This is a genomic window from Streptomyces sp. NPDC127068 (genome assembly GCF_042724695.1).
Taxonomy (GTDB): Bacteria; Actinomycetota; Actinomycetes; order Streptomycetales; family Streptomycetaceae; genus Streptomyces.
The window spans coordinates 97,813-117,544 of record NZ_JBHXEN010000019.1; the positions used below are offsets into that span (position 1 = coordinate 97,813).

Genomic DNA, 19,732 nt, shown 5'->3' on the forward strand with positions numbered 1-19,732 from the left:
GAGTGGTGTCCCCTTGTTCGGTTCCCCACCAGGTTCCCGCCCGGCGTCCGCCGGTGACAGCGACGTGATCGCCACGGTCCGCAAGGATCGTGCCAGGTGACGGCCGACTACTCGCCGCGGGCTGCTCGCTGCGGGCTATTCGCCGCGGGCGAAGGTGCGCCGGTACTCGCTGGGCGTGGTGCCGAGGATGCGCTGGAAGTGCAGCCGCAGATTCGCCCCGGTGCCGAGCCCGGCGTCGGCGGCGATCTGCTCGATGCCCCGCTGCGAACGTTCCAGCAGCTCACGGGCCACGTCGACGCGGGCCCGCATCACCCACTGCATCGGCGTGTACCCGGTGTCCTCGACGAAGCGCCGCGAGAACGTGCGCGGCGACACCGCCGCGTGCCGGGCGAGCACGTCGAGGGTGAGGGGCTCGCCGAGCCGGTGCAACGCCCACTCGCGGGTGGCGGCGAACCGCTCGCCGAGCGGCTCGGGCACGCTGTACGGCACGTACTGCGCCTGACCGCCGCTGCGGTAGGGGGCCGCGACCAGGCGCCGGGCCGCGTGGTTCGAGGCGGCCACCCCGAGGTCGCCGCGCAGGACGTGCAGACACAGGTCGATGCCCGAGGCGGCACCGGCCGAGGTCAGCACGCTGCCCTCGTCGACGAAGAGCACGTTCTTGTCGACCCGGACGAGCGGACGTTTCGCCGCGAGGGCCCGCGTGTAGTGCCAGTGCGTCGTGGCGCGCTTGCCGTCGAGCAGCCCCGTCGCGGCGAGCGCGAAGGCACCCGTCGAGATGGCGGCGAGCCGCGCACCCCGGCCGTGGGCGGAGACCAGCGCATCGACGACGGCCGGCGGCGGGTCCTCGCGGTCCGGGAACCGGTAGCCGGGCACGAAGACGATGTCGGCCCAGGCGAGCGCACTGAGGTCGTGGGCGACGTGGTACGACAGACCGTCGCCGCCGGCCACGGGACCGGTCGCCGCGCCGCACACCCGCACCTCGTACGGCATGCTCGCGCGGGTGGTGAACACCTGCGCGGGAATGCCGACGTCGAGCGGCTTCGCACCTTCGAGGACGAGGACGGCGACGCGATGCAGGGGTGAGGCTGGCACGGGAAGAGGGTACGCAGGGCGGCCGGCCCCGTGCCGTGGCCACGCATCAGCCGGCCGAAGCCCCGGTCCCGGTACCGGTCCCGGCGTCGATGTCGGTGTCGGCGTCGGTGCCCTGACCCAGGCCGAGGGCGGAGAGCATCCGGTCGACCTCCCGCTCGTCGGCGCCCTCGACGAGGACGTCGCCCCCCACCCGTAGATCGAGGTGCGCGAACCGGGGTGCCAGTTCGGCGAGAACGGCCGACGGCTCCCGGTCCGCGTCCGTGTCCTCGATCACCAGCTCCCGGATGCTCAGCTCTTCGAGCTGGGGAAGGACCGAGGACCCGGCGAGCACGACGAAGTCGCCCGCCCCGTCCGGCTCGAAGCACGCCCGGCGCAGATCGAGGCTCCGCAGCCGCGGGCAACCCCCGCCAGCGCGCCCTGGACCTGTTCGACGCCTTCGGCACCGAGGAGAAGACGCTCCACGCCAACCTGGGCGGACACACCGGCACCCCGTGGTTCGAGGTGGACGACGGGAACCGGTTCTTCGACCGGCACCTGAAGTGAGCCGGGGTCCCCGCGACCGGTAACGAACGGGAGGCCGCGGCCGGTTGACGCCCCGAGCGCGCCGGCCGCGGCCCCCGGTGCGATCATCCGTCCATGGACGCGAGCGCAGGAACGATGATCGCCGTCCCGTCGGGGCGGGTGACGCTGTCGGACCGGCGGACGCAGCGCAGCTGGTCGGTCGAGCTCGCGCCCTACGAACTCGCGGCGCTGCCCGTCACCCAGGCCCGGTACGAGCAGGTCACCGGTCTGCGACCGAGCACCGCCCAGGGGGCCGGCCTGCCCGTGGAGAGCGTTTCCTGGTGGGACGCGGTCCGGTTCTGCAACGCCCTGTCCCGACGCGACGGGTTCGCGTCCGCCTACCACCTCCACGCCGACGGCGAAGGCATCGCGTGGGACCCGTCCGCGGACGGGTACCGGCTGCCGACCGAAGCCGAGTGGGAACACGCCTGCCGTGCCGGTACGACCGGACCCCACTACGGACCCCTCGACGAGATCGCCTGGTACCGCGGCAACTCCCGGGAACAGATCCACGACGCGGGTGGCAAACGGCCCAACCCGTGGGGCTTCCACGACATGCTCGGGAACGTCTGGGACTGGTGCTGGGACGTCTACGACGCCGAGGTCTACGGCGACTACCGGGTGCTGCGCGGCGGCGGCTGGTTCGACGAGCACTGGAGCTGCCGGGCCTCCGCGCGGCGCCGCAGCCACCCGACCTTCCGGGTCGACGACGTGGGATTCCGCCTCGCCCGCTCCCTCGCGCCCTGACCCGCGCCGCGGGTCAGCCCACGGGGTACAGCTGCCAGCGGCGGTCCGACACTTCGATGTCGCCGTTGATCTGGCCCAGGATGGCCAACCGCCGCGGATGTCCCCGCCGCTGAGATTCCTCCTCACCCACAGAGCTCCCCTCAGGATCGAGGGAATCCGTCAGTACGCGACAGCGCGCGACCGCGAGTGGCGACCTGTGCCATGAGCCTGGACGCGCCGATCGACGCTGAAGCGCTACTTGACCAAGTGGAAGTCGGGATGCCGCAGCCAGGCTTCCAGAAACTCCATGTCTCCGACATGTCGAAGCCACCGGCCTCCACCGTCGGTGTCATAGGAGACCTCCACGAGCCTTCCCGGGAGGTCTGATGCCAGTGCTCTCGCCCGAGCCAGGACTGCTTCGTTGCTCGTGTCGTCTCCCGCGGTGCGGTGACCACCCAAGAGGCCGTCGAAATCGACCAGCGCATCGAGACGGCGGGCGAGAGCGAACGTCAGGTGGCCGAGCAGCACGTGGTTCACCGACCCCGAGCAGCCGGCGCCGACTGTCAGCCCCTGCACTGGTGACCGCGAGAATGCCGAGTAGTCCTCGTCCTCGGCGGGGATCTCCTCGTCCTCCGACAGGAAGAACACGCCGACTTCGGCCGGGTCGAGGGCAGGCAGGTCCAGGGCCGAACCGTCTCGCACCCAGAAATCCACGTCACCGCTGGCCTTGGCCTCCACCGGCTCGCAGAAGGTCTCCAACCACGGGACCACATCGGCCAGGATGTCCGCGAACCCGCGTGGTTCGAAGAGCCACAGTCCCATTGCCGGTCCCGACATACCGCCCCCAGAGCCTCGTGACCCAAGCGCCACCGGGACCCAGTTCTACCAGGTCCCGACGGCGGACGTCTGATTCATGTGGGCCACGGCCCAAGCCACGGCGGGCCATGAGCTGATGTCCGGGCAGTAGTCGGTCGACTGGCTGCTGACCTCCTCGACCACCCACCGCTCGGACTCCTCGCGGAAGTTCATCTCACCGGCGCCAACCTAGTGGCTCACACAGCCGGGGCCTGGGGAGTTGCCGCTCGGCGACTACGGCCGACTGGTGACAGAAAACCCCTGCGAAGTGACAGTCATCGCTGCGAGTCACACCCGCTGTGACTCGCAGCGATAACTGTCACCGAGCGGGGGATCTGACCTGGTCCTCTCGGTCGAGTTCGCAGCGATAGTTGTCACCAGTTGCTCGGGCTAGTTGTCACAAGGCGCGTGCTTGCAGTCGGGTTGTCACCAATTTCGAAGTGTGCCGGTGCGGGCGTCGTGGTGGGCGTCTGCTTGAAGGCATGGCCGATGAGTACGGACTGCTGCCTGTGGCGGCCCCCGAGGCGGGGGCGGTGTGGTCACACCGCTGCCGCTGGGACGACTTGCTCGTACGGGCGTCGGTTGCCTCTGGACGTCAGGATCTGGATCTTTCGGATGGCTGGACTCGTCGCTGGGCGGTCACCTTGAACCTCGGAGGCGGCGAACTGATCGTGCCGGTCCGGGACCTTGCCCAGGTTCAGCTTCCTGGGGTCGGGCCGGTTCGCTGGTTCTCGTGGCATCGGCGGCAGCGTCATCGGCCTGGGCTTCAGTACATGGTCAGCACTGGGCGGCATCACGGCTTCGAGAGTCTGGAGGAAGCGAAGGTTCTGCTCGCGCTGGATTTCGCCTGCCAGGTGCGGGAAGTGGTCCCGCAGCCTTTGAAGCTGCAGTTCCGGACCGGCGGCGGGCCGCGTGTCCATGTTCCGGACTTCCTGGTGCTGTCCCGGGCCGGGGTGTGTCTGATCGATGTCCGACCGCTTGACCGGGTGCGCGCGAAGGACGTCGAGTCGTTCGCCGCCGCCTTTGAGATGGCACTGGCCTGCGGCTGGGAATACGTAGTGGCCGCAGACTGGAGGCGACACGTCTTCAACGGGCTGGACACTTTGTCCTGCCAGCGCCGCCCGCTGCCCGATCCACTCGGGCTGCGGGCGGATCTCTTGGAACGGGCTCGGTCTCGGGTGACGTTCGGGGAACTCGTGGCTGCCTCCTCGGTTCCTGCGCTGGCTAGGGCGGAGTTGCTGCACCAGCTCTGGCACCGTTCCCTCGGTATCGATCTCTCTGTCCCGCTGAGTGACCACTCGCTGGTCGAGCCCGCAGATGAGGCCCTGTGAATCCTCGGCTGGCGCTTGATCTCGCTCCGGGGGCCGGGCTCGTCCTGGACGGGGTGGAGTGGACTGTCGAACGGCATGAGCCCCATCTGGGACGGGTTGTAGTACGCGATCCGGCGGGAGCCCGCCAACAGCTGACCTTCCGGTTCCTCGTCAACCATCCGACTTGTCGGCCGTCCTCGCGCACATCGGCCGACGGCCCGGACCGCGGGCGGCAGCCCGCGTCCGTGGCTGATCTTCCGCCGGGGAAGCTGGAGTTGGTCCGGCTACGAATGGCCCACCTGCTGGAGGTGGGCACTGGGTTCCGTAGCGGGAATCCGGAGGATCCCAGGCCGGGAGAACCGAGGTCGTGTTACGACCCGGCCACCACCACGCTGACCGAGCGACGGTGGGCCAAGGTCGCCGAGCTGGCAGCGATGGACCGGCAGGAGGCCCGGCTGTTGGGACTGGATCGGGTCGGGTACCGCACGCTGATCCGCTGGGAGCGTGGCCGTGAGCGGTCCGGGCTGATCGGATGCGCTGATGACCGGTGGCTGCGGCCGGGCGGGCGCCGCCCGAGCATCCGCCCGGAGGTCCGGGAAGCGATCTTCGCGGTCCACGCCGAACTGCAGGGCCGGTCCCGGGTCGGGATGGCCACCCGCACCCGCCTGATCCATCAGTACGTACGCGAGACCTACGGGCCCGACCTGCACGTCCCGTCATACAACACGCTGCGGCAGGTCTGGCACGAGTGGTTTGGCCCCAGCGGGTCACGGCCGCGCAATCTGGGGGCGGCTGATCTGCCGGTACGGTCCGGGCATGTGCTGGTCGACCGTCCCGGGCAGGTGGTCGCACTGGACACCACGGTGCTGCCGGTGATGGTCCGCGAAGGTGTCTTCGGCGAGCCGGTCAGGGCCCACCTGACCCTCGCGCTGGATGTGTTCACCCACTCGCTCTGCGCTTTCCGGCTCACGCTGGTGTCGGACACCGCGGTGGACGCGGCGATGATGCTGCGTGACGTGATGCTGCCACTGCCGATGCGGCCGGAGTGGGGGCCGGAGATGGAGTGGCCGTATCCGGGGCTGCCGTCCGCGCTGGTGGCCGAGTTCGCCGGCCATCCGGTGGCCGGTCTGCCGTTCTTCAGCCCGGAGACAGTCACCACCGACCACGGGTCTGTCTATCGCAACCACCACCTGGTGGAGGTTGAGCGGAGGCTGGGCTGCAACATCCTTCCGGCCCGGGCCCTGCGGCCTCCGGACAAGCACGCCGTCGAGCGGGCCTTCGGCGCGATCAGGACGCTGCTGTTCGAGCACCTGCCCGGCTACACGGGCGTCGATGCCGCCGACCGCGGGGCCGCCCCCGAGGACGAGGAGGTGCTGACGCTGGAGGAGATGGAACACCTCGTCGCCACCTGGATCGTGGGCATCTGGCAGCGGAGGCACCTGGGAGAGTACGCCCCGGCCTGGGACGTCGGCGGCAGCCACAGCCCCAACACCCTGTTCGCGGCATCCTTCGAGCAGACCGGCCTGGGGCTGCGGCTGCCGCAACCGGACCTCTACTACGAGCTGCTGCCGTCCCATCCCATCTCCGTGCTGCGGGAGCGCGGAGTGAAGATCAAGGGCCTTTGGTATTACGGCGACGCGCTTGAGCCCTACCTGAACGAGCGCTCGACTCGGGGCGGGAGGTTCAAGGGCCGCTGGTGCGTCCACCGCGAACCGCGCGACCGCCGCACCGTGTTCTTCCAGGACCCCCTCACCCACAACTGGCACGAACTGCGCTGGACCGGACTGCCCCCGGTCGGCACGGTGCCCGCGTTCGGTGACCGACGGGTCTCCGAGCTACTGGCCGCCGCACGCGAGGCAGACATGCGGCCCCGCACGGATGCCGAACTTCTGCCCCTGCTGCTGGAGATCCTCGCCGCCCGGGCCCCGGTCAGCAGTTGGAAGACGGCCACCACCCGCTCCGAACGCATCAACCACGCCCGGGACGAGACCCAGGCCCGGGCCGCCGCCGAGGACCGGGCCGCTGCCCCGGCCCCCGTCTCACCCGTGACCCCCATGTTGCAGCGCGTCGAGCAAGCCGTCTCCGGCCTTGACGCCGAGCGCCGGCACCGCCGCGAGGAGGCGGTGTCAAGACGTCCCACCAAACCCGCGCGGCTGGGAGCGAGTTATCGCACCGGCAACCTGTTCCTGCTGCCCGAGGACGACACCGACCACCCCCAGCCAGGCCCGCCGGACGAGGGAGCGTGAGCCATGGACGACCGCGCCACGAGCGGTGATGGCGAGGCGGGCATCGTCTCGTTCCTGCGAGCCGGACCGCCACCGGACCGGCTCAGCTTCGAGGGATGGCAGCGTTGGCGCACGACCCGCAGCGCCTTCATCCCAGCTCCCCGGCTGAGCCCGGACCAATACCGGGCCCTGCCCACTCGCCGCCGGGCCCTGCACGATCTGCACCGCACCGCCTCGCACGTCAACCTCGGGCTGCAGGAGACTCCGATGAGCCGCCGGGTCACCACGCTGATGAGATCCCGCATCCAGAACAACGCTCTGAACTTCACCCCCGGCACCCGCGACGGCCTGATGATCAGCGGGGGCGGCTACCAGGGCAAGACCGAGACAGCATGCGAGGCCGCAGCGGCCTTCGAAGACTTCTGGCGCGACCTCCACCAGCAGCTCAACCCCAACGCGATCGAGGGGACCCGGGACCTGTTCGTCCCCGTCGCCTACTGCCAGACCCCGGTCAAGGCCACCCCGAAAGGGCTCTGCGAGGCGATCCTCGACTTCTACGGCGCTCCCTACGCCAAGACCCTCCGCGGCCTGATCCGCAGTGTCCGAGCCTCCCTGCACGACCACAACACCACCGTGCTGATCCTGGACGACATCACCCGGTTGAAGATGCACCGCGAGGACGACCAGGACACGCTCGACCTCATCCGCGACCTGATGTCCTTTAACGCCACCGTCATCCTCATCGGCGTCGACATCCCCGGCTCGGGCCTCCTGCGCGAAGGACGGCCCGACCCCCGCACTGGCCAGTGGACCCTGCCCAGCGCGCGGCGAGGCCGCAGCGACCAGGCCGCGACCCAGACCGAACGCCGCTTCGACCTGGTCGATCTCGACCTGTTCACCTACGACACTCCTCAGCAGATCAACGCCTGGATCGAGCACCTGGCTGGCACCGAGGAACAACTCCGACTCCTCGGTGCCCGGGACGGCATGCTCACTGATGGCGACATGCCCGAATACCTCTTCCGCCGCACCGGAGGCATCGTCGGTCTGCTGCGGCGACTCGTCCAGGACGGCTGCACCCGCGCCATGGAAACCGGCCAGGAGGCACTACATATCCCGCTTCTCGACGAGATCACCATCAACCTCGGCAACCTCCTCGACCGCGACCCGCAGGCCGGCGAAATCCCCGCCGTCCCTGCCAAGCCCACTCCGAAGCGCCGCCAGAAACCCCGCAACACCGTCTTCGACAACAAGGCCGCGGGAAGGTGACGGTACGCATGCCTCAGCTCCGCCCGCTGCCCCGCAGCTTGGCCCCGCTCCCGGACGAAAGCCTCGTCGGCTTCCTTCTACGCCTGGCCCACCACAACAACGTCAGCCCCGGCACGATCGTTAGTCGCACCGGGATGAGCGCCCACCGGACGGCGCTGACCGAGCACATCCCCCTCAGCCAGCAGTACCTGCAAACACCAGAACAAGCAGCCGAGTTCGCCCGCACCACCCGACTGCACCCTGACGAAGTCCCCCACTTCTTTCTCGCCCCGTTCGGCTCCCGCTACGGCCCGCTCGACACAACTCTGATGCGCCGGTCGCCGAAACGGATTCTCCACAGCAACCGCGGCGTGTTCCGGCGCTGGTCACGGTTCTGCCCCCGTTGCCTGACCGGTGACTCCGATGTCGAACGCGCCCACGGAGGCAGCTGGAAACGCCTCTGGCGGCTCCCTCCGGTCTTCGCCTGCACCACCCACCGCTGCCTGCTCCGCCATAACTGCTTCGAATGTGGACATCCCGGCCTGGAGGCCCAGGGCGTCTCCCTCATCCCCCGAATCAAGGACGAAGACCTCCACCCCAACCAGTGCCGCACCGTCGTCGAAGGCCGACCGGGCCGCCTCAATGCCCCGATCTGCGGCGCCCGCCATCACCAAAGCCCCCCACCCACCTGCAGCGAAGCCTTCCTCGAAACAGCCCTCGCGCTCCAAGGAGAACTGCTCATCGCCCTGGGGCCCGACGGCCCACGAGAAGTGGGAAGCGTTGGTTGGATGATCGACACCAGTCAGTACTTCATTGACCTGCACACCATCGCCGGCCTCATCACCCTGACCTGGCCAGCAGCCCAAGACCTCGCCCTCAGCGACGAGCACGCCCGAATCCTTGAGCGCGACGCTCAGCTGAGGGAAGAACTTAGGGGCCGCCTGCACGCGGTCAGAGGCAAGTTTCACTACCTTCACGTGCTGACTGGCCCCGCCCCCGACTCCCGGGCCTACGTGGCAGCGACCGGAATTGCCCACCAGATCTTGAAGGGCACTGACCTACGAGCCTTGGATATGCTCGCTCCGATCCATGCACATCTGCAGAAGGTTCAGGGCCCTGTGAAGGCTGAGGGTGACAGGATGCGCAACTCGCCGAAGAACTCGCCGCCGCTGAGGTCGCTCCTCACCCGCAGAGCCCCGATCACCGTCAAGGAATTCCGCCACTACCCGGGAGCACGCGATCGTGAGTGGCGTCCTGCGCCCGCCGCTATGAATGGGTGAGCTACGTGACAGCCAAGGTGAGTAGGTGAGTTGGTGCTGAGCGCAGACTTGAGCGCGATGCCTGTCACCATTTGGGCACTCCGGTTGCCGCCACCTGGGGATTTTCGCTTTGGTTGTCACCCGCTTGGATAGTTGGGTTCGGTGTATGTCGACCGCGCGGTTACTTGGCGGCGTGGATGCCAGCCCTTGCTGAAGTCATCTCGCGTCACAGCCCACGAGAGTTTCTAGACGCCACGCCTTTGCATGTCCTCCCATTTTCTTTTAATCGGAAGAACGGTGTTGGTCAAAACGCCAAACTCGACAGGATCTGGCTCTTTGCACCGCGCTTCTCCATTTGGCCCGCGTTCGACCATGCAGAGCTGTTCCGCGTGACGACCATCCCTTGTGACTGCGTATACAGAAAGAGCCTCCATCCGGTCGAGTCGATCTCGCGCCGGGAAAAATACTGTCCCCAACTCCTTCTCCTTTTCGGTCTGAACGGCAACCCACATTTCGCCGATGACCAAAACCCCGTCAGATCTTGTAGATTCGACGAGTTCGGCAACATGCTCGAAAGAAAGCATCTTCTCTTGTTGGTTGTTGAACTGTAGCTTTCGCATTGCGGCCAACTCATTTCCTCGATAGAGGAAGCAGAGGGTGTCGTGATAGCCGTCCTTGTTCATGACCCTTCGGGCGGTCTCCATGAACCCGGGAACGTTTGAAATTGGATCAAGGGCCGGAAGATCGATGCCACCAATTCTCTCGGCTGAGGCTCGGCCCCGTTCTAGGTCAATTTCAACTGATTCGAATATCGGTTCAATTTCTCTGTTGTCGGTTAGGGAAAAGTGTCCTTGAAGATCAGATGCGGCAAGGTCCATGCAGGAAAGGCGGCTGGGGTTATCGTTGAGCGCTGACGTGACACACTCGATCGATCGGTCTTCAATGTCGCACTCATGTACTCCGGCCGCTGAGTGGACTGTCCACAAGAGTCGAGCAAGCCGAGAGTATGCTTCCGCGGTGGCATCAAGGAGCTCCCATTCAGGGAGTTCCTTGTCGACCCACCGCCGCCGCACGGTGATAAGTCCGATAGGGGCAATTCGGCGCCGTCTGAGTTCGTCGATGATTTCACGGGTCGACATATGCGGTGGAAAAGTCTCCGCATTCTCGACTCGGCTGACCCAGTTCAAGGTCCAAGTGACTTGACAACTGCTAAGTAGGTCGAGGTCCGATTCCTTTGTGACTCGGTTCCGGGAGTCGACGGACCATCTTGCAATCTGGTTCCGCTTAGCTTCTTGCTGGAATTGAGGATACCAGGTGTCATAGTCAACGAGTTTCGCCTTCTGCTTCTGAAGCAAGAAAGTTACATTCCTCAAATTTTGAAGAAGTGAATTCAAGTGCAGCCTGAACATGTCAGGGTCGAAATACGACTCATGCATGTGGTGCCATTGTGTATGGCAATCCATGAGTCGTCGGTGGGAATCAGCGGCCGGGCAGGGGAGGGCGTGATCCGAAGGCATGCAGAGATTCTAGGCTGAAGGGGCCCGTCCCTGTGAGGAATTCTTGCAATATCGGGCGGTCGAGCGGCGTGGACGGTTGGTCGGCTTGGCGGCCGGTCGCCGTGCTGGGAACGTCGAGAATAGGCGGTCGTCAAGGGCTACGGCTCGGAGAAGCCGTACGAGCGGCTTTGCCGCTTGCCTGCAGGACGCGAGGTCACGCGCCCCTCGCCAGGCTTACGACTGGGTGTGGCCGTGCCGACTTGACTGACACAGGGCATCCCTGCGATCCCGGGATCGCGGCGTCCGTGACCGCTCTCCTGCCGACCTCCCCTGGTGGCACTGCCGGATCCGCAGCTGACCTTGAGGTCCTCCGGGGACAGCTACCGATCGACGTCGACGGGAAATCCACGCATCTGCAGCCGGGCCTTCAGGAACTCCATCTCCGACAACGTCCCCACCAGGCCATCGTGGGTCAGCTCCTCGACCAGTTCACGAGCCCGTGACAAGGAGGCCGCTGAAATCTCTCGAAAGACCTTCAATGCTGGGACGAGACTGGGAACCGAACCGACCAACCGCAGCCTGACGGACCCATGCGCTGAGAGGAGAGCCTCCCGAACCTCATCAGGTGCTGGTCCCGGACCAGCGTTTTCGCACAGGTATGTGCCGCAAGACTCGCAAGTGAACTCCGAGTCCCACCACAACTCATCGCGAAGGATGAACTGGTTCACCTGCCGCACCGCCATGCTTCCGCACTCGCAACGCGATGCGATCTTCGCGGTCTGACCAGTCACCCGGGCTCCCCAGCGCTCCACTCCCGCGGCAGATCCTCACCGCAGAAGACGCAGACGAAGTCCTCCTCCCGCACGATGTTGAGCCCCCGGCAGGAGTGGCATCGGCGAAAGACCACCTCGTGCGTGAATCCGGGCGGTCGACGGATCCCGATCCGATCCAGAGCCTTGGCCACGGCGGGCCATGAGCTGATGTCCGGGCAGTAACCGGTCGACTGGTTGCTGACCTCCTCGACCACCCACCACCCGGACTCCTCGCGGAAGCTCATCTCACCGGCGCTCAGCACCTCTCCGCCGCCGGCACACACCACGTGCTCACTGCGGCGCGGAGCCAGTCGCAGCACCCCGCCGCCATCGACGACGAACGTGAACGGCTCGGCCAACTCGTCCAGAGGCAGCGCCGAGACCCACGCGCCGAAGTCCGCCGCCGAGCGGATGCTCCGCCCCTCACCACCCGCCCGGACGAGCTCCTTCAGCTCAGCCGGACCCACATACCGATACCTCTGCCCCCGTGTCTCCACGCACACCAACCTAGTGGCTCACACGGTCAGGGCCTGGGGGATTACCGCTCGGCGACTACGGGCGACTGGTGACAGAAATCCCTGCGAAGTGACAGTTATCGCTGCGAGTCACACCCCGCCCGCACCACCTGCCGCGGCCTTTTGCTAGCAATGCGCTTGCAATTGTTAGCGCGAGGGTGCACGGTAGGGGCATGGCATCGCTCAACGTCGGCAACCTCGGCGAGTACCTCCGCGAGCAGCGGCGCACCGCGCAACTGTCCCTGCGGCAGCTCGCCGAAGCCGCCGGCGTCTCGAACCCCTATCTGAGCCAGATCGAACGCGGGCTGCGCAAGCCGTCCGCCGAGGTGTTGCAGCAGGTCGCGAAGGCGCTGCGGATCTCCGCGGAGACCCTGTACGTCCGCGCCGGAATCCTCGACGAGCGGGAACGGGACGAGCTGGAGACGCGGGCCGTCATCCTCGGCGACCCCTCGATCAACGAGCAGCAGAAGCAGGTGCTGCTCCAGATCTACGAGTCCTTCCGCAAGGAGAACGGCACCGATGCGCCGGGTACCGGCCCCTCGCGGGCGGGTGCGGACGGCGCGATATCCGGACCCCGCGCGGCCGACGGCGACGGAACCGGAGCCGCACCCGCGCAGCCGCAGTGACCGCGCACGCCGACCGCCGCAGACCCACGACGCACCTGAACGACGTGATCCAGGAGGACCGCTGACCATGGCCATCACCGACGACCTGCGCAAGACCCTCTCCGACCCCACCCCCCTCTACTTCGCCGCCGGTACGGCCGACCTGGCGTTCCAGCAGGCCAAGAAGGTCCCGGGACTCGTCGAGCAGCTGCGCGCCGAGGCCCCCGGCCGCATCGAGGCGGTCCGCAACGCCGACCCGAAGGCCGTGCAGGACAAGGCGAGCGCCCGGGCCCGGGAGGTCCAGGAGACCGTTCAGACGAAGGTGAACGAGTTCTTCACCGCGCTCGACGGGGACTTCAAGAAGCTCGGCGACTCCGCCCAGGACCTCGCGCTGCGCGGCGTCGGCGTCGCCGCCGAGTACGCGATCAAGGCCCGTGAGACGTACGAGAAGGTCGCCGAGCACGGTGAGCAGACCGTGCGCACCTGGCGGGGCGAGGCCGCCGAGGAGATCGTCGACCTGGCCGGAGCCGTCGAGCCCGAGCCGGCGCCCGCCCCCGCGCCGAAGAGCCGCGCCCGGTCCGCGTCCGGCACCCGGTCGGCGTCCCGGACCGTGCCGGCCCAGGACTCCGCGCAGGGCGGCGCCCGGGACTCCGCCGTGGACCCGGAGGGTGCCGCCCCGGCCGAGAAGCCGGTCGCGAAGAAGACTCCCGTCCGGAAGCCGGCGGCGAAGAAGAACGCCCCGCCCGCCGAGTAGGCGCGGGCACCGCGGCGGCCAGCGGGATGCCCGCCGCCGCACAGCGCGCGGCACAGGCCGCCGCACGCGCCGGACAAAGGGGCCGGGCACGATTCGCGTGCCCGGCCCGTTCAGCGGGTACGGTGGCGGCGTAGGGACGATTCGACACGGGTGGTGGACGCTGTGCTGCGAGCCGGATTCAGCGATGTGTTGTTGCTGATCTACTTGGCCATGCTCGTCATGGCCGCGGTGGCCCTGGTGATGGCCGCGATCGCCCGCGAGGACGCCTACCGCGCCGCGAACAAGCAGAACAAGATGTTCTGGCTGATCCTGCTGGGCATCACCGTCGCGGTGAACCTGCTGGTCCCGATCATGTTCCTCCAGATCGCGGGACTGATCGCGACGATCGTCTTCTTCGTGGACGTGCGCCCCGCGCTCCGGGCGGTCTCCGGCGGCGGTGGCCGTCGCGGTGGCAGCAGCAGCGACGGCCCGTACGGCCCCTACAACGGCGGCCGGTGACCCACCCCCGCTAGCCGCCCACGGGCGACGACGACCCGGGTGCTCAGTGCCCGGGCTCCCGGTCCAGGAGCACCACGGCCACGTCGTCCGTGAGGTCCCCGCCGTTGAGGTCCCGCACCTCGTTCACGGTCGCTTCGAGCAGTTCCTCCCCGCGCCGGCCGTCGGCGAGCTGACGGCGGACGAGTTCGACCATGCCGTCCTGCCCGAGCCGCTGGGTCCCGGCGCCGATGCGCCCCTCGATCAGACCGTCCGTGTAGAGCATCAGGCTCCAGGTGCCGCCCAGGTCCACCTGGCGCCGCGGCCAGCGGGCGCGGGGCAGCAGGCCCAGCGCGGGGCCCCCGCTCTCGTACGGGAGGAGTTCCGCGAGCCGTCCGGGGCGGACCACCAGGGGTGCGGGGTGGCCCGCGAGGCACAGGCCCGCGTGGCGGCCGTCGGGGGCGATGTCGACGGTGCAGAGGGTCGCGAAGATCTCCTCGTCGGCCCGCTCGTGCTCCAGGACCTGCTGGAGCGTGGACAGCAGTTCGTCCCCGCACAGTCCGGCCAGGGTCAGCGCCCGCCAGGCGATGCGCAGCTCGACGCCGAGCGCGGCCTCGTCCGGTCCGTGTCCGCAGACGTCGCCGATCATCGCGTGCACGGTGCCGTCGGGCGTGCGCACCGCGTCGTAGAAGTCGCCGCCGAGCAGGGCGCGGGAGCGGCCGGGCAGATAGCTGGCCGCGAAGCTGAGCCTGGCCCCGTCCAGCAGCGGCTTGGGGAGCAGCCCGCGCTCCAGGCGGGCGTTCTCCTGGGCCCGCATCCGGGACTCGGTCAGTTTGCGCTGCGCGGCGTCCGCGCGCTTGCGCTCCACGGCGTACCGGATGGCGCGGCTCAGCAGCCGGGCGTCGAGCTCGTCGCGGAACAGGTAGTCCTGGGCGCCGACGCGGACCGCTTCGGCGCCGCGCTCGGCGTCACCGGAGGTGGTGAGGGCCAGTACGGCGTGCCGGGGCGCCAGGCGCAGCACGTGCTTGAGCGAGGCCAGCTCGTCGGGCTCGTCCCCGCCACCGCCCGGCGGGAGGGTCAGGGCGAGGTCCAGCAGGATGCAGTGCACGTCGTCGGTGAGCAGCCGCTCGGCCTCGGTGAGGTTGCGGGCGGTGCGGATGCGGATGGGCTTCCCGGCGGCGTCCAACAGGTCGGGGATGCCGAGGGAACCCGCGGGGTCGTCCTCGATCACCAGCAGGCTGAGGCCACCGCCGGTCGCGGTGCCGGTGCGGTCGGTCACCGCCCGGGCCTGAGTGGTTGCGGTGGCCGGGGCGGACGCGACGACTGCTGTCGCGGAAGCGGAAGCGGGCGCGGACGCCGTGGTGTCGTTCGGGCCGTCCGGGCCGTTCTCCACGGCCGGTATCGCTCTCTGCCGCGGTACGGGTGCGGGCATCGTCTGGATTCCTTCCCTCCCCCCGAGGGCGCGACGGGGCGTCGAACGACGCACCGCCAGACGGGGACCATAGCGGTATGCGGCGGCGCAGGGGAACGAGGTATCCGAAGCTGCTGGGCAATCGGCCATCGTCATATGCCGCATCCCCTCCCGCAATTGGACAGCGGGCCACCGTCAGGGTGTCCGCACGGAATGACGAACGTCACGCCGCCCGGGTTGAGTCCCGACCCGGACGTGCCGTACGTCACGTGGCGCATACGGGCCCCCGGCCGGCCGGCTCCAGGTGGCGGGCGGAGCCACTGGCGTGCGGACGGAGGCTCTGACCTGCGGTCGGCGGGGCCTGCACGCTGCGGGGCGGCGGGCCGGCTCGGCCGGGTCGGTTCGGGTCAGCTCTCCGGCCGGACCACGCCCAGTATCGGCATGGAACCCGCGCCCGCCACCGTGACGGAGCGGCCGGGGCGCGGGGAGTGGATGATCGAGCCGTCCCCTATGTACAGGGCCACATGGCTGGCGTCGGAGTGGTAGATGATCAGGTCCCCCGGCTGGAGATCCGCTTCCGAAACCCGCCGCAGCGTTTGCCACTGCTGCTGTGAGGTGCGGGGGATCGGTACCCCGGCGGCGGCCCACGCCTGTTGGGTGAGGCCGGAACAGTCGAAGGAGTCGGGGCCCTCGGCGCCCCACTCGTAGGGCAGGCCGAGCTGTTCGTCGGCGTAGGCGATGGCGGCTTCCGCCCCGGCGCCGCCGTCCGCCCCGCTCCCCTTCGAGGCCCCGGAGCCGAGCCAGGCGTCCTGGGCCGCGCGCTGGTCGTCCTCCTCCAGCTCCCGCAGCCGCTCCAGTTCCTCCGCGGCCAGGGACTTCTCCAGCTCCTCCGCATCCGCCAGCCTGCGCTCGACCCTCTTGCGCGCCGCGTCCTTCTCGCCCCGGGTCTCCTTCAACTCCTCCTGGTTCGCCGTGGCGTCCTTCGCGTAGATCCGCAAGTCCTCCTGGGTCCGGGTGAGCTGGGTGAGCAGCCCCTTCGTGGCGCGCTGGCCCGCCATGACGCGCCCGGCACCGTCGAGGAAGTGCCCGGGGTCGTCGCTGAGCATCAGCTTCGCCTCGTCGGGGACGCCGCCCGAGCGGTACTGGGCGCGGGCGGCGGCCCCCGCGCGGTTCCTTAGGCGCTCCAACCGCTCCTCGCCGTCCGCGATCTTCTCGGTGAGGTCCGCGATCGTCCTGGACTGTTCGGCGGCGGACTCCTCGGCCGCGTTGTAGGCGTCGGTGGCCGCTGCCGCCTCCCGGTAGAGGCGGTCCAGCCGGTCCCGGACGTCCTCCAGCCGATCGGCGCCCGACCCCGAGGCACCCGACCCCGAGGTGCCCGAGGTGGGCGGCTGGGGGAGCGGCGTGGGCGCTGCCGAAGCGGCGCGGGGAACCGACAACAGGCTCACCGCGCAGGCCACCGCCACGACCACGATCGTCAGAATCCGCTGTACGCGCATCCGTTCTCCCCCTCCGCTCCCCGGTACCGCCCGTGCCCCACCCGAACCAACGGACTCCGCCGCCCGTTCGTCCCGTACCCGTCCCGCACCCCGTACGTACTGCACGACCGCACCACCCACGCGACCGCGCGACGGTGCCCCCGTACATCGGCTGGCCGGCGCATCCGCCGACCGGCCCGTCCGTTCCACTCCGATCCGAATGACGATCGGGTCCGTACGTTCGTTCCCGACCCGGAGCGGTCGCACGCGTGTTCACTCGAACGCGTGAGGTGCCCCCGCTGGGTGACGGGCGGTGCGGACACCGTTCCGGGCGGGTCGTGTGGTGGGGGAACGCCCGGCCGCGGCCCCGTGGAGACGGACCGCACCCACCACGGCGGCGCCCCCGACTCACCGCACCGCCGGTGCCAGGGCCTCCCACCGCAGGGTCACTTCGCCCTGCCGCCACCGCTTCGGTCCGTCCACCACGGGCCAACCGCCCGCCCGGAGGTCACGCACGGCCCGCATCCACCGCTGCCGCGCCCCGTACGAGGCGTAGGGCGCCGCAGCCGCCCACGCCCGGTCGAAGTCCCGGAGGAACGCGTGCACCGGTTCGCCCGGCACATTGCGGTGGATCAGCGCCTTGGGCAGGCGTTCGGCGAGGTCCGAGGGGCGCTCCAGGGAGGCGAGCCGGGTCGCGAAGGTCACCGTCCGGGGGCCCTCAGGACCGAGCGCCACCCACACGTGGCGCCGGCCGATCTCATCGCAGGTGCCCTCCACCAGCACCCCCTCCGGCGCGAGCCGGGCGCACAGCCGCGCCCACACCCCGGGCACCTCGGACTCGTCGTACTGCCGCAACACGTTCGCCGCCCGGATCAGCACCGGGCGACCCGGCAACGGCACCTCGAAGCCGCCGTGCCGGAACTCCAGCCCCTCACGCGCGTACGGCCGGGCCGCCGCCACCCGCGCCGGGTCGATCTCCACCCCGACCACCCGGGCGCGGGGCGCGACGGTGCGCAGCCGGTTCAGCAGCTCGACGGCGGTCCAGGGCGCGGCCCCGTAGCCGAGGTCGACGGCGACGGGTTCGTCCGCGCGGCGCAGGGCGGGGGCGTGGGCGGCGGTGATCCAGCGGTCCATACGGCGCAGCCGGTTCGGATGGGTGGTCCCGCGGGTCACCGTTCCCACGGGTCGGGAGGGCATGCCCCCGAGGGTATCCAGACGGGCCGCACACCGCGCCGACCCCGTCGCCCGGCCGGTCCGCGGATCAGCCGGAGGACCCTGACCTGCACGGTTGACGACGGCAACGTAATAGTTGTGCAAAATGGGAAGGGAACGGTGTCCTTCGGTGTTGCAGGGCTCCGGAGGGTAGGCCGCGCCCTCCCGCAGGCGTGCCACCGCGGTCGCAGGGACACGGAACCGCGAGGTCCGGACCCGTACCGACGACGGAGCCGGGCGGCGAAGGCCCCGCACGACGACCGGATGCAGCCGCGAGGAGGACCGCTTCGTGAGCCACTACGTCAGCAGGCTCGGGCGACGATCCACCGCTTCCCCACCCCGTCCCTCCTCCCGGCTGCGCCTGCCGGGCACCCTCCGCAGACCGCGCCGCATAGCGATGCTCAGCGTGCACACCTCGCCGCTGCACCAGCCAGGCACGGGCGACGCGGGCGGCATGAACGTCTACATCGTGGAGCTGGCGAAGCGGCTGGCCGCGATCAACATCGAGGTGGAGATCTTCACCCGCGCCACCACCGGCGGCCTGCCGCCCACCGTGGAGCTGGCGCCCGGCGTCCTGGTGCGACACGTCGACGCCGGCCCCTACGAGGGCCTCGCCAAGGAGGACCTGCCCGCGCAACTGTGCGCGTTCACCCACGGCACCATGCAGGCGTGGGCCCGGCACCGCCCCGACCACTACGACCTGGTCCACTCGCACTACTGGCTGTCCGGGCACGTCGGCTGGCTGGCCGCCGAGCGCTGGGGCGTCCCCCTGGTGCACGCCATGCACACCATGGCGAAGGTCAAGAACGCCTGCCTCGCCGACGGCGACACCCCCGAACCGGCCGCCCGGATCATCGGCGAGACCCAGATCGTGCGCGCCTCCGACCGGCTCATCGCGAACACCCGCGAGGAGGCCGACGAACTGGTCGGCCACTACGAGGCCGTGCCCGACAAGGTCGCCGTCGTGCACCCGGGCGTCAACCTCGAACGGTTCCGTCCCGGTGACGGACGGCTCGCCGCCCGCGCCCGCCTGGGGCTGCCGCCGAACGCCCTGGTGCCGCTGTTCGCGGGCCGCATCCAGCCGCTGAAGGCCCCTGACGTGCTGCTCCGCGCGGTCGCCGTCCTGCTGGCCGAGCGGCCCGGACTGCGCGGACGGCTGGTCGTCCCCGTCGTCGGAGGTCCCAGCGGCAGCGGGCTCGCCAAGCCCGAGGGGCTCCAGAAGCTCGCCGCGCGCCTCGGCATCACCGACGTCGTGCGCTTCAGGCCGCCGGTCGGCCAGGACGAGTTGGCGGACTGGTTCCGGGCCGCCTCCGTCCTGGTGATGCCCTCGCACAGCGAGTCGTTCGGCCTCGTCGCGATCGAGGCGCAGGCGACCGGCACGCCGGTGCTCGCGGCGCGGGTCGGCGGACTGCCCGTAGCGGTCCGGGACGGGGTCACCGGCCACCTCGTCGACGGCCACGACCCGGTCGACTACGCCCGCGTCCTGGGTGCGTACGCCGACGATCCGGCGATGTCGTTCCGGATGGGCGCCGCGGCTGCCCGGCACGCGGAGTCCTTCGGCTGGGACGCGGCGGCCTCCGCGACGGCGGACGTCTACACCGCCGCGCTCCACGAGTACCGCCGCGGGGCCCGCACCCACCACGGCTGACCGCGCCCCCGGCGCGCGCCCGGCGTGGCGCGCGCCACAACGGCGGCCCACCGC

The 19,732-nt window shown here is 69.5% G+C and carries 18 protein-coding genes and 1 pseudogene; 10 read left to right on the forward strand and 9 right to left on the reverse strand.

Translation table 11 applies throughout. From position 1 onward, the window contains the following. Nucleotides 1-135 precede the first annotated feature (135 nt). Nucleotides 136-1,092, reverse strand: coding sequence for a GlxA family transcriptional regulator (locus ACFWIA_RS14670; RefSeq protein WP_387004103.1), 957 nt, complete (start codon nucleotides 1,090-1,092; stop codon nucleotides 136-138). Between the two features lie 46 nt (nucleotides 1,093-1,138). Continuing rightward, complete coding sequence (locus tag ACFWIA_RS14675) at nucleotides 1,139-1,423, reverse strand: hypothetical protein (protein ID WP_387004183.1); 285 nt, start codon at nucleotides 1,421-1,423, stop codon at nucleotides 1,139-1,141. Nucleotides 1,424-1,488: 65 nt separating this feature from the next. Here ACFWIA_RS14675 and ACFWIA_RS14680 point away from each other — a divergent pair. Beyond that, nucleotides 1,489-1,635, forward strand: a pseudogene (locus ACFWIA_RS14680) (alpha/beta hydrolase); the annotation flags it as partial. Nucleotides 1,636-1,728: 93 nt separating this feature from the next. Next, entirely contained in the window at nucleotides 1,729-2,400 is a 672-nt protein-coding gene (locus ACFWIA_RS14685; RefSeq protein WP_387004106.1) for a formylglycine-generating enzyme family protein, read from the forward strand. 234 nt (nucleotides 2,401-2,634) lie between these two features. Here ACFWIA_RS14685 and ACFWIA_RS14690 read toward each other — a convergent pair whose 3' ends face one another. Together ACFWIA_RS14690 and ACFWIA_RS14695 are read right to left on the reverse strand one after the other, a co-directional pair. Continuing rightward, nucleotides 2,635-3,216: a DUF6368 family protein gene (locus ACFWIA_RS14690; RefSeq protein WP_387004109.1), complete on the reverse strand. Its 582-nt coding sequence runs from the start codon at nucleotides 3,214-3,216 to the stop codon at nucleotides 2,635-2,637. A 45-nt stretch (nucleotides 3,217-3,261) separates the two neighbouring features. Further along, on the reverse strand, nucleotides 3,262-3,408 hold the full coding sequence (locus tag ACFWIA_RS14695) for a hypothetical protein (protein WP_387004110.1): 147 nt from the start codon (nucleotides 3,406-3,408) through the stop codon (nucleotides 3,262-3,264). A 308-nt stretch (nucleotides 3,409-3,716) separates the two neighbouring features. Between ACFWIA_RS14695 and ACFWIA_RS14700 the strand changes: the two genes are divergently transcribed. The 4 genes from ACFWIA_RS14700 to ACFWIA_RS14715 are packed head-to-tail and all read left to right on the forward strand — an operon-like array spanning nucleotide 3,717 to nucleotide 9,297. Beyond that, nucleotides 3,717-4,565: a TnsA-like heteromeric transposase endonuclease subunit gene (locus ACFWIA_RS14700; protein WP_387004113.1), complete on the forward strand. Its 849-nt coding sequence runs from the start codon at nucleotides 3,717-3,719 to the stop codon at nucleotides 4,563-4,565. Continuing rightward, complete coding sequence (locus tag ACFWIA_RS14705; protein WP_387004115.1) at nucleotides 4,562-6,790, forward strand: transposase; 2,229 nt, start codon at nucleotides 4,562-4,564, stop codon at nucleotides 6,788-6,790. Before ACFWIA_RS14700 ends, ACFWIA_RS14705 begins: the two co-directional genes overlap by 4 nt. A gap of 3 nt (nucleotides 6,791-6,793) precedes the next feature. Further along, nucleotides 6,794-8,038, forward strand: coding sequence for an AAA family ATPase (locus ACFWIA_RS14710; RefSeq protein ID WP_387004118.1), 1,245 nt, complete (start codon nucleotides 6,794-6,796; stop codon nucleotides 8,036-8,038). A gap of 8 nt (nucleotides 8,039-8,046) precedes the next feature. Next, nucleotides 8,047-9,297, forward strand: a complete 1,251-nt coding sequence (locus ACFWIA_RS14715; RefSeq protein WP_387004121.1) for a TniQ family protein — start codon at nucleotides 8,047-8,049, stop codon at nucleotides 9,295-9,297. Between the two features lie 224 nt (nucleotides 9,298-9,521). Here the strand turns inward: ACFWIA_RS14715 and ACFWIA_RS14720 are convergent, their stop codons facing one another. Continuing rightward, the gene (locus ACFWIA_RS14720) at nucleotides 9,522-10,712 is read right to left on the reverse strand and encodes a hypothetical protein (RefSeq protein WP_387004124.1); all 1,191 of its coding nucleotides are present in this window, start codon (nucleotides 10,710-10,712) and stop codon (nucleotides 9,522-9,524) included. Nucleotides 10,713-11,559: 847 nt separating this feature from the next. Continuing rightward, nucleotides 11,560-12,081: a hypothetical protein gene (locus tag ACFWIA_RS14725; protein ID WP_387004126.1), complete on the reverse strand. Its 522-nt coding sequence runs from the start codon at nucleotides 12,079-12,081 to the stop codon at nucleotides 11,560-11,562. Nucleotides 12,082-12,272: 191 nt separating this feature from the next. Here ACFWIA_RS14725 and ACFWIA_RS14730 point away from each other — a divergent pair, with 191 nt between their 5' ends. From ACFWIA_RS14730 to ACFWIA_RS14740, 3 genes are all read left to right on the forward strand, one after another. Then, nucleotides 12,273-12,725: a helix-turn-helix domain-containing protein gene (locus tag ACFWIA_RS14730; RefSeq protein WP_387004128.1), complete on the forward strand. Its 453-nt coding sequence runs from the start codon at nucleotides 12,273-12,275 to the stop codon at nucleotides 12,723-12,725. A gap of 67 nt (nucleotides 12,726-12,792) precedes the next feature. Continuing rightward, nucleotides 12,793-13,458, forward strand: a complete 666-nt coding sequence (locus tag ACFWIA_RS14735; RefSeq protein WP_387004131.1) for a hypothetical protein — start codon at nucleotides 12,793-12,795, stop codon at nucleotides 13,456-13,458. A gap of 162 nt (nucleotides 13,459-13,620) precedes the next feature. After that, the gene (locus ACFWIA_RS14740) at nucleotides 13,621-13,956 is read left to right on the forward strand and encodes a DUF2516 family protein (protein WP_387004178.1); all 336 of its coding nucleotides are present in this window, start codon (nucleotides 13,621-13,623) and stop codon (nucleotides 13,954-13,956) included. A 43-nt stretch (nucleotides 13,957-13,999) separates the two neighbouring features. On the opposite strand, the gene ACFWIA_RS14745 is transcribed toward ACFWIA_RS14740, so the two are convergent. The 3 genes from ACFWIA_RS14745 to ACFWIA_RS14755 form a co-directional block, all read right to left on the reverse strand. Beyond that, entirely contained in the window at nucleotides 14,000-15,364 is a 1,365-nt protein-coding gene (locus ACFWIA_RS14745) for a PP2C family protein-serine/threonine phosphatase (RefSeq protein WP_387004134.1), read from the reverse strand. Nucleotides 15,365-15,750: 386 nt separating this feature from the next. Continuing rightward, complete coding sequence (locus ACFWIA_RS14750) at nucleotides 15,751-16,839, reverse strand: NlpC/P60 family protein (RefSeq protein ID WP_387004137.1); 1,089 nt, start codon at nucleotides 16,837-16,839, stop codon at nucleotides 15,751-15,753. Between the two features lie 387 nt (nucleotides 16,840-17,226). Further along, nucleotides 17,227-18,015: a class I SAM-dependent methyltransferase gene (locus ACFWIA_RS14755; RefSeq protein WP_387004140.1), complete on the reverse strand. Its 789-nt coding sequence runs from the start codon at nucleotides 18,013-18,015 to the stop codon at nucleotides 17,227-17,229. A 304-nt stretch (nucleotides 18,016-18,319) separates the two neighbouring features. Here ACFWIA_RS14755 and mshA point away from each other — a divergent pair, with 304 nt between their 5' ends. Continuing rightward, the gene (gene mshA / locus ACFWIA_RS14760; RefSeq protein WP_387004142.1) at nucleotides 18,320-19,678 is read left to right on the forward strand and encodes a D-inositol-3-phosphate glycosyltransferase; all 1,359 of its coding nucleotides are present in this window, start codon (nucleotides 18,320-18,322) and stop codon (nucleotides 19,676-19,678) included. Nucleotides 19,679-19,732 lie beyond the last annotated feature (54 nt).

Bases quoted from the DNA above. Each gene is read 5' to 3' on its own strand.
- ACFWIA_RS14685 (WP_387004106.1), top strand. From the start codon at position 1,729: ATGGACGCGAGCGCAGGAACGATGATCGCCGTCCCGTCGGGGCGGGTG.
- ACFWIA_RS14690 (WP_387004109.1), bottom strand. From the start codon at position 3,216: ATGTCGGGACCGGCAATGGGACTGTGGCTCTTCGAACCACGCGGGTTC.
- ACFWIA_RS14695 (WP_387004110.1), bottom strand. From the start codon at position 3,408: ATGAACTTCCGCGAGGAGTCCGAGCGGTGGGTGGTCGAGGAGGTCAGC.
- ACFWIA_RS14700 (WP_387004113.1), top strand. From the start codon at position 3,717: ATGGCCGATGAGTACGGACTGCTGCCTGTGGCGGCCCCCGAGGCGGGG.
- ACFWIA_RS14710 (WP_387004118.1), top strand. From the start codon at position 6,794: ATGGACGACCGCGCCACGAGCGGTGATGGCGAGGCGGGCATCGTCTCG.
- ACFWIA_RS14715 (WP_387004121.1), top strand. From the start codon at position 8,047: ATGCCTCAGCTCCGCCCGCTGCCCCGCAGCTTGGCCCCGCTCCCGGAC.
- ACFWIA_RS14720 (WP_387004124.1), bottom strand. From the start codon at position 10,712: ATGCATGAGTCGTATTTCGACCCTGACATGTTCAGGCTGCACTTGAAT.
- ACFWIA_RS14730 (WP_387004128.1), top strand. From the start codon at position 12,273: ATGGCATCGCTCAACGTCGGCAACCTCGGCGAGTACCTCCGCGAGCAG.
- ACFWIA_RS14735 (WP_387004131.1), top strand. From the start codon at position 12,793: ATGGCCATCACCGACGACCTGCGCAAGACCCTCTCCGACCCCACCCCC.
- ACFWIA_RS14745 (WP_387004134.1), bottom strand. From the start codon at position 15,364: ATGCCCGCACCCGTACCGCGGCAGAGAGCGATACCGGCCGTGGAGAAC.
- ACFWIA_RS14750 (WP_387004137.1), bottom strand. From the start codon at position 16,839: ATGCGCGTACAGCGGATTCTGACGATCGTGGTCGTGGCGGTGGCCTGC.
- ACFWIA_RS14755 (WP_387004140.1), bottom strand. From the start codon at position 18,015: ATGCCCTCCCGACCCGTGGGAACGGTGACCCGCGGGACCACCCATCCG.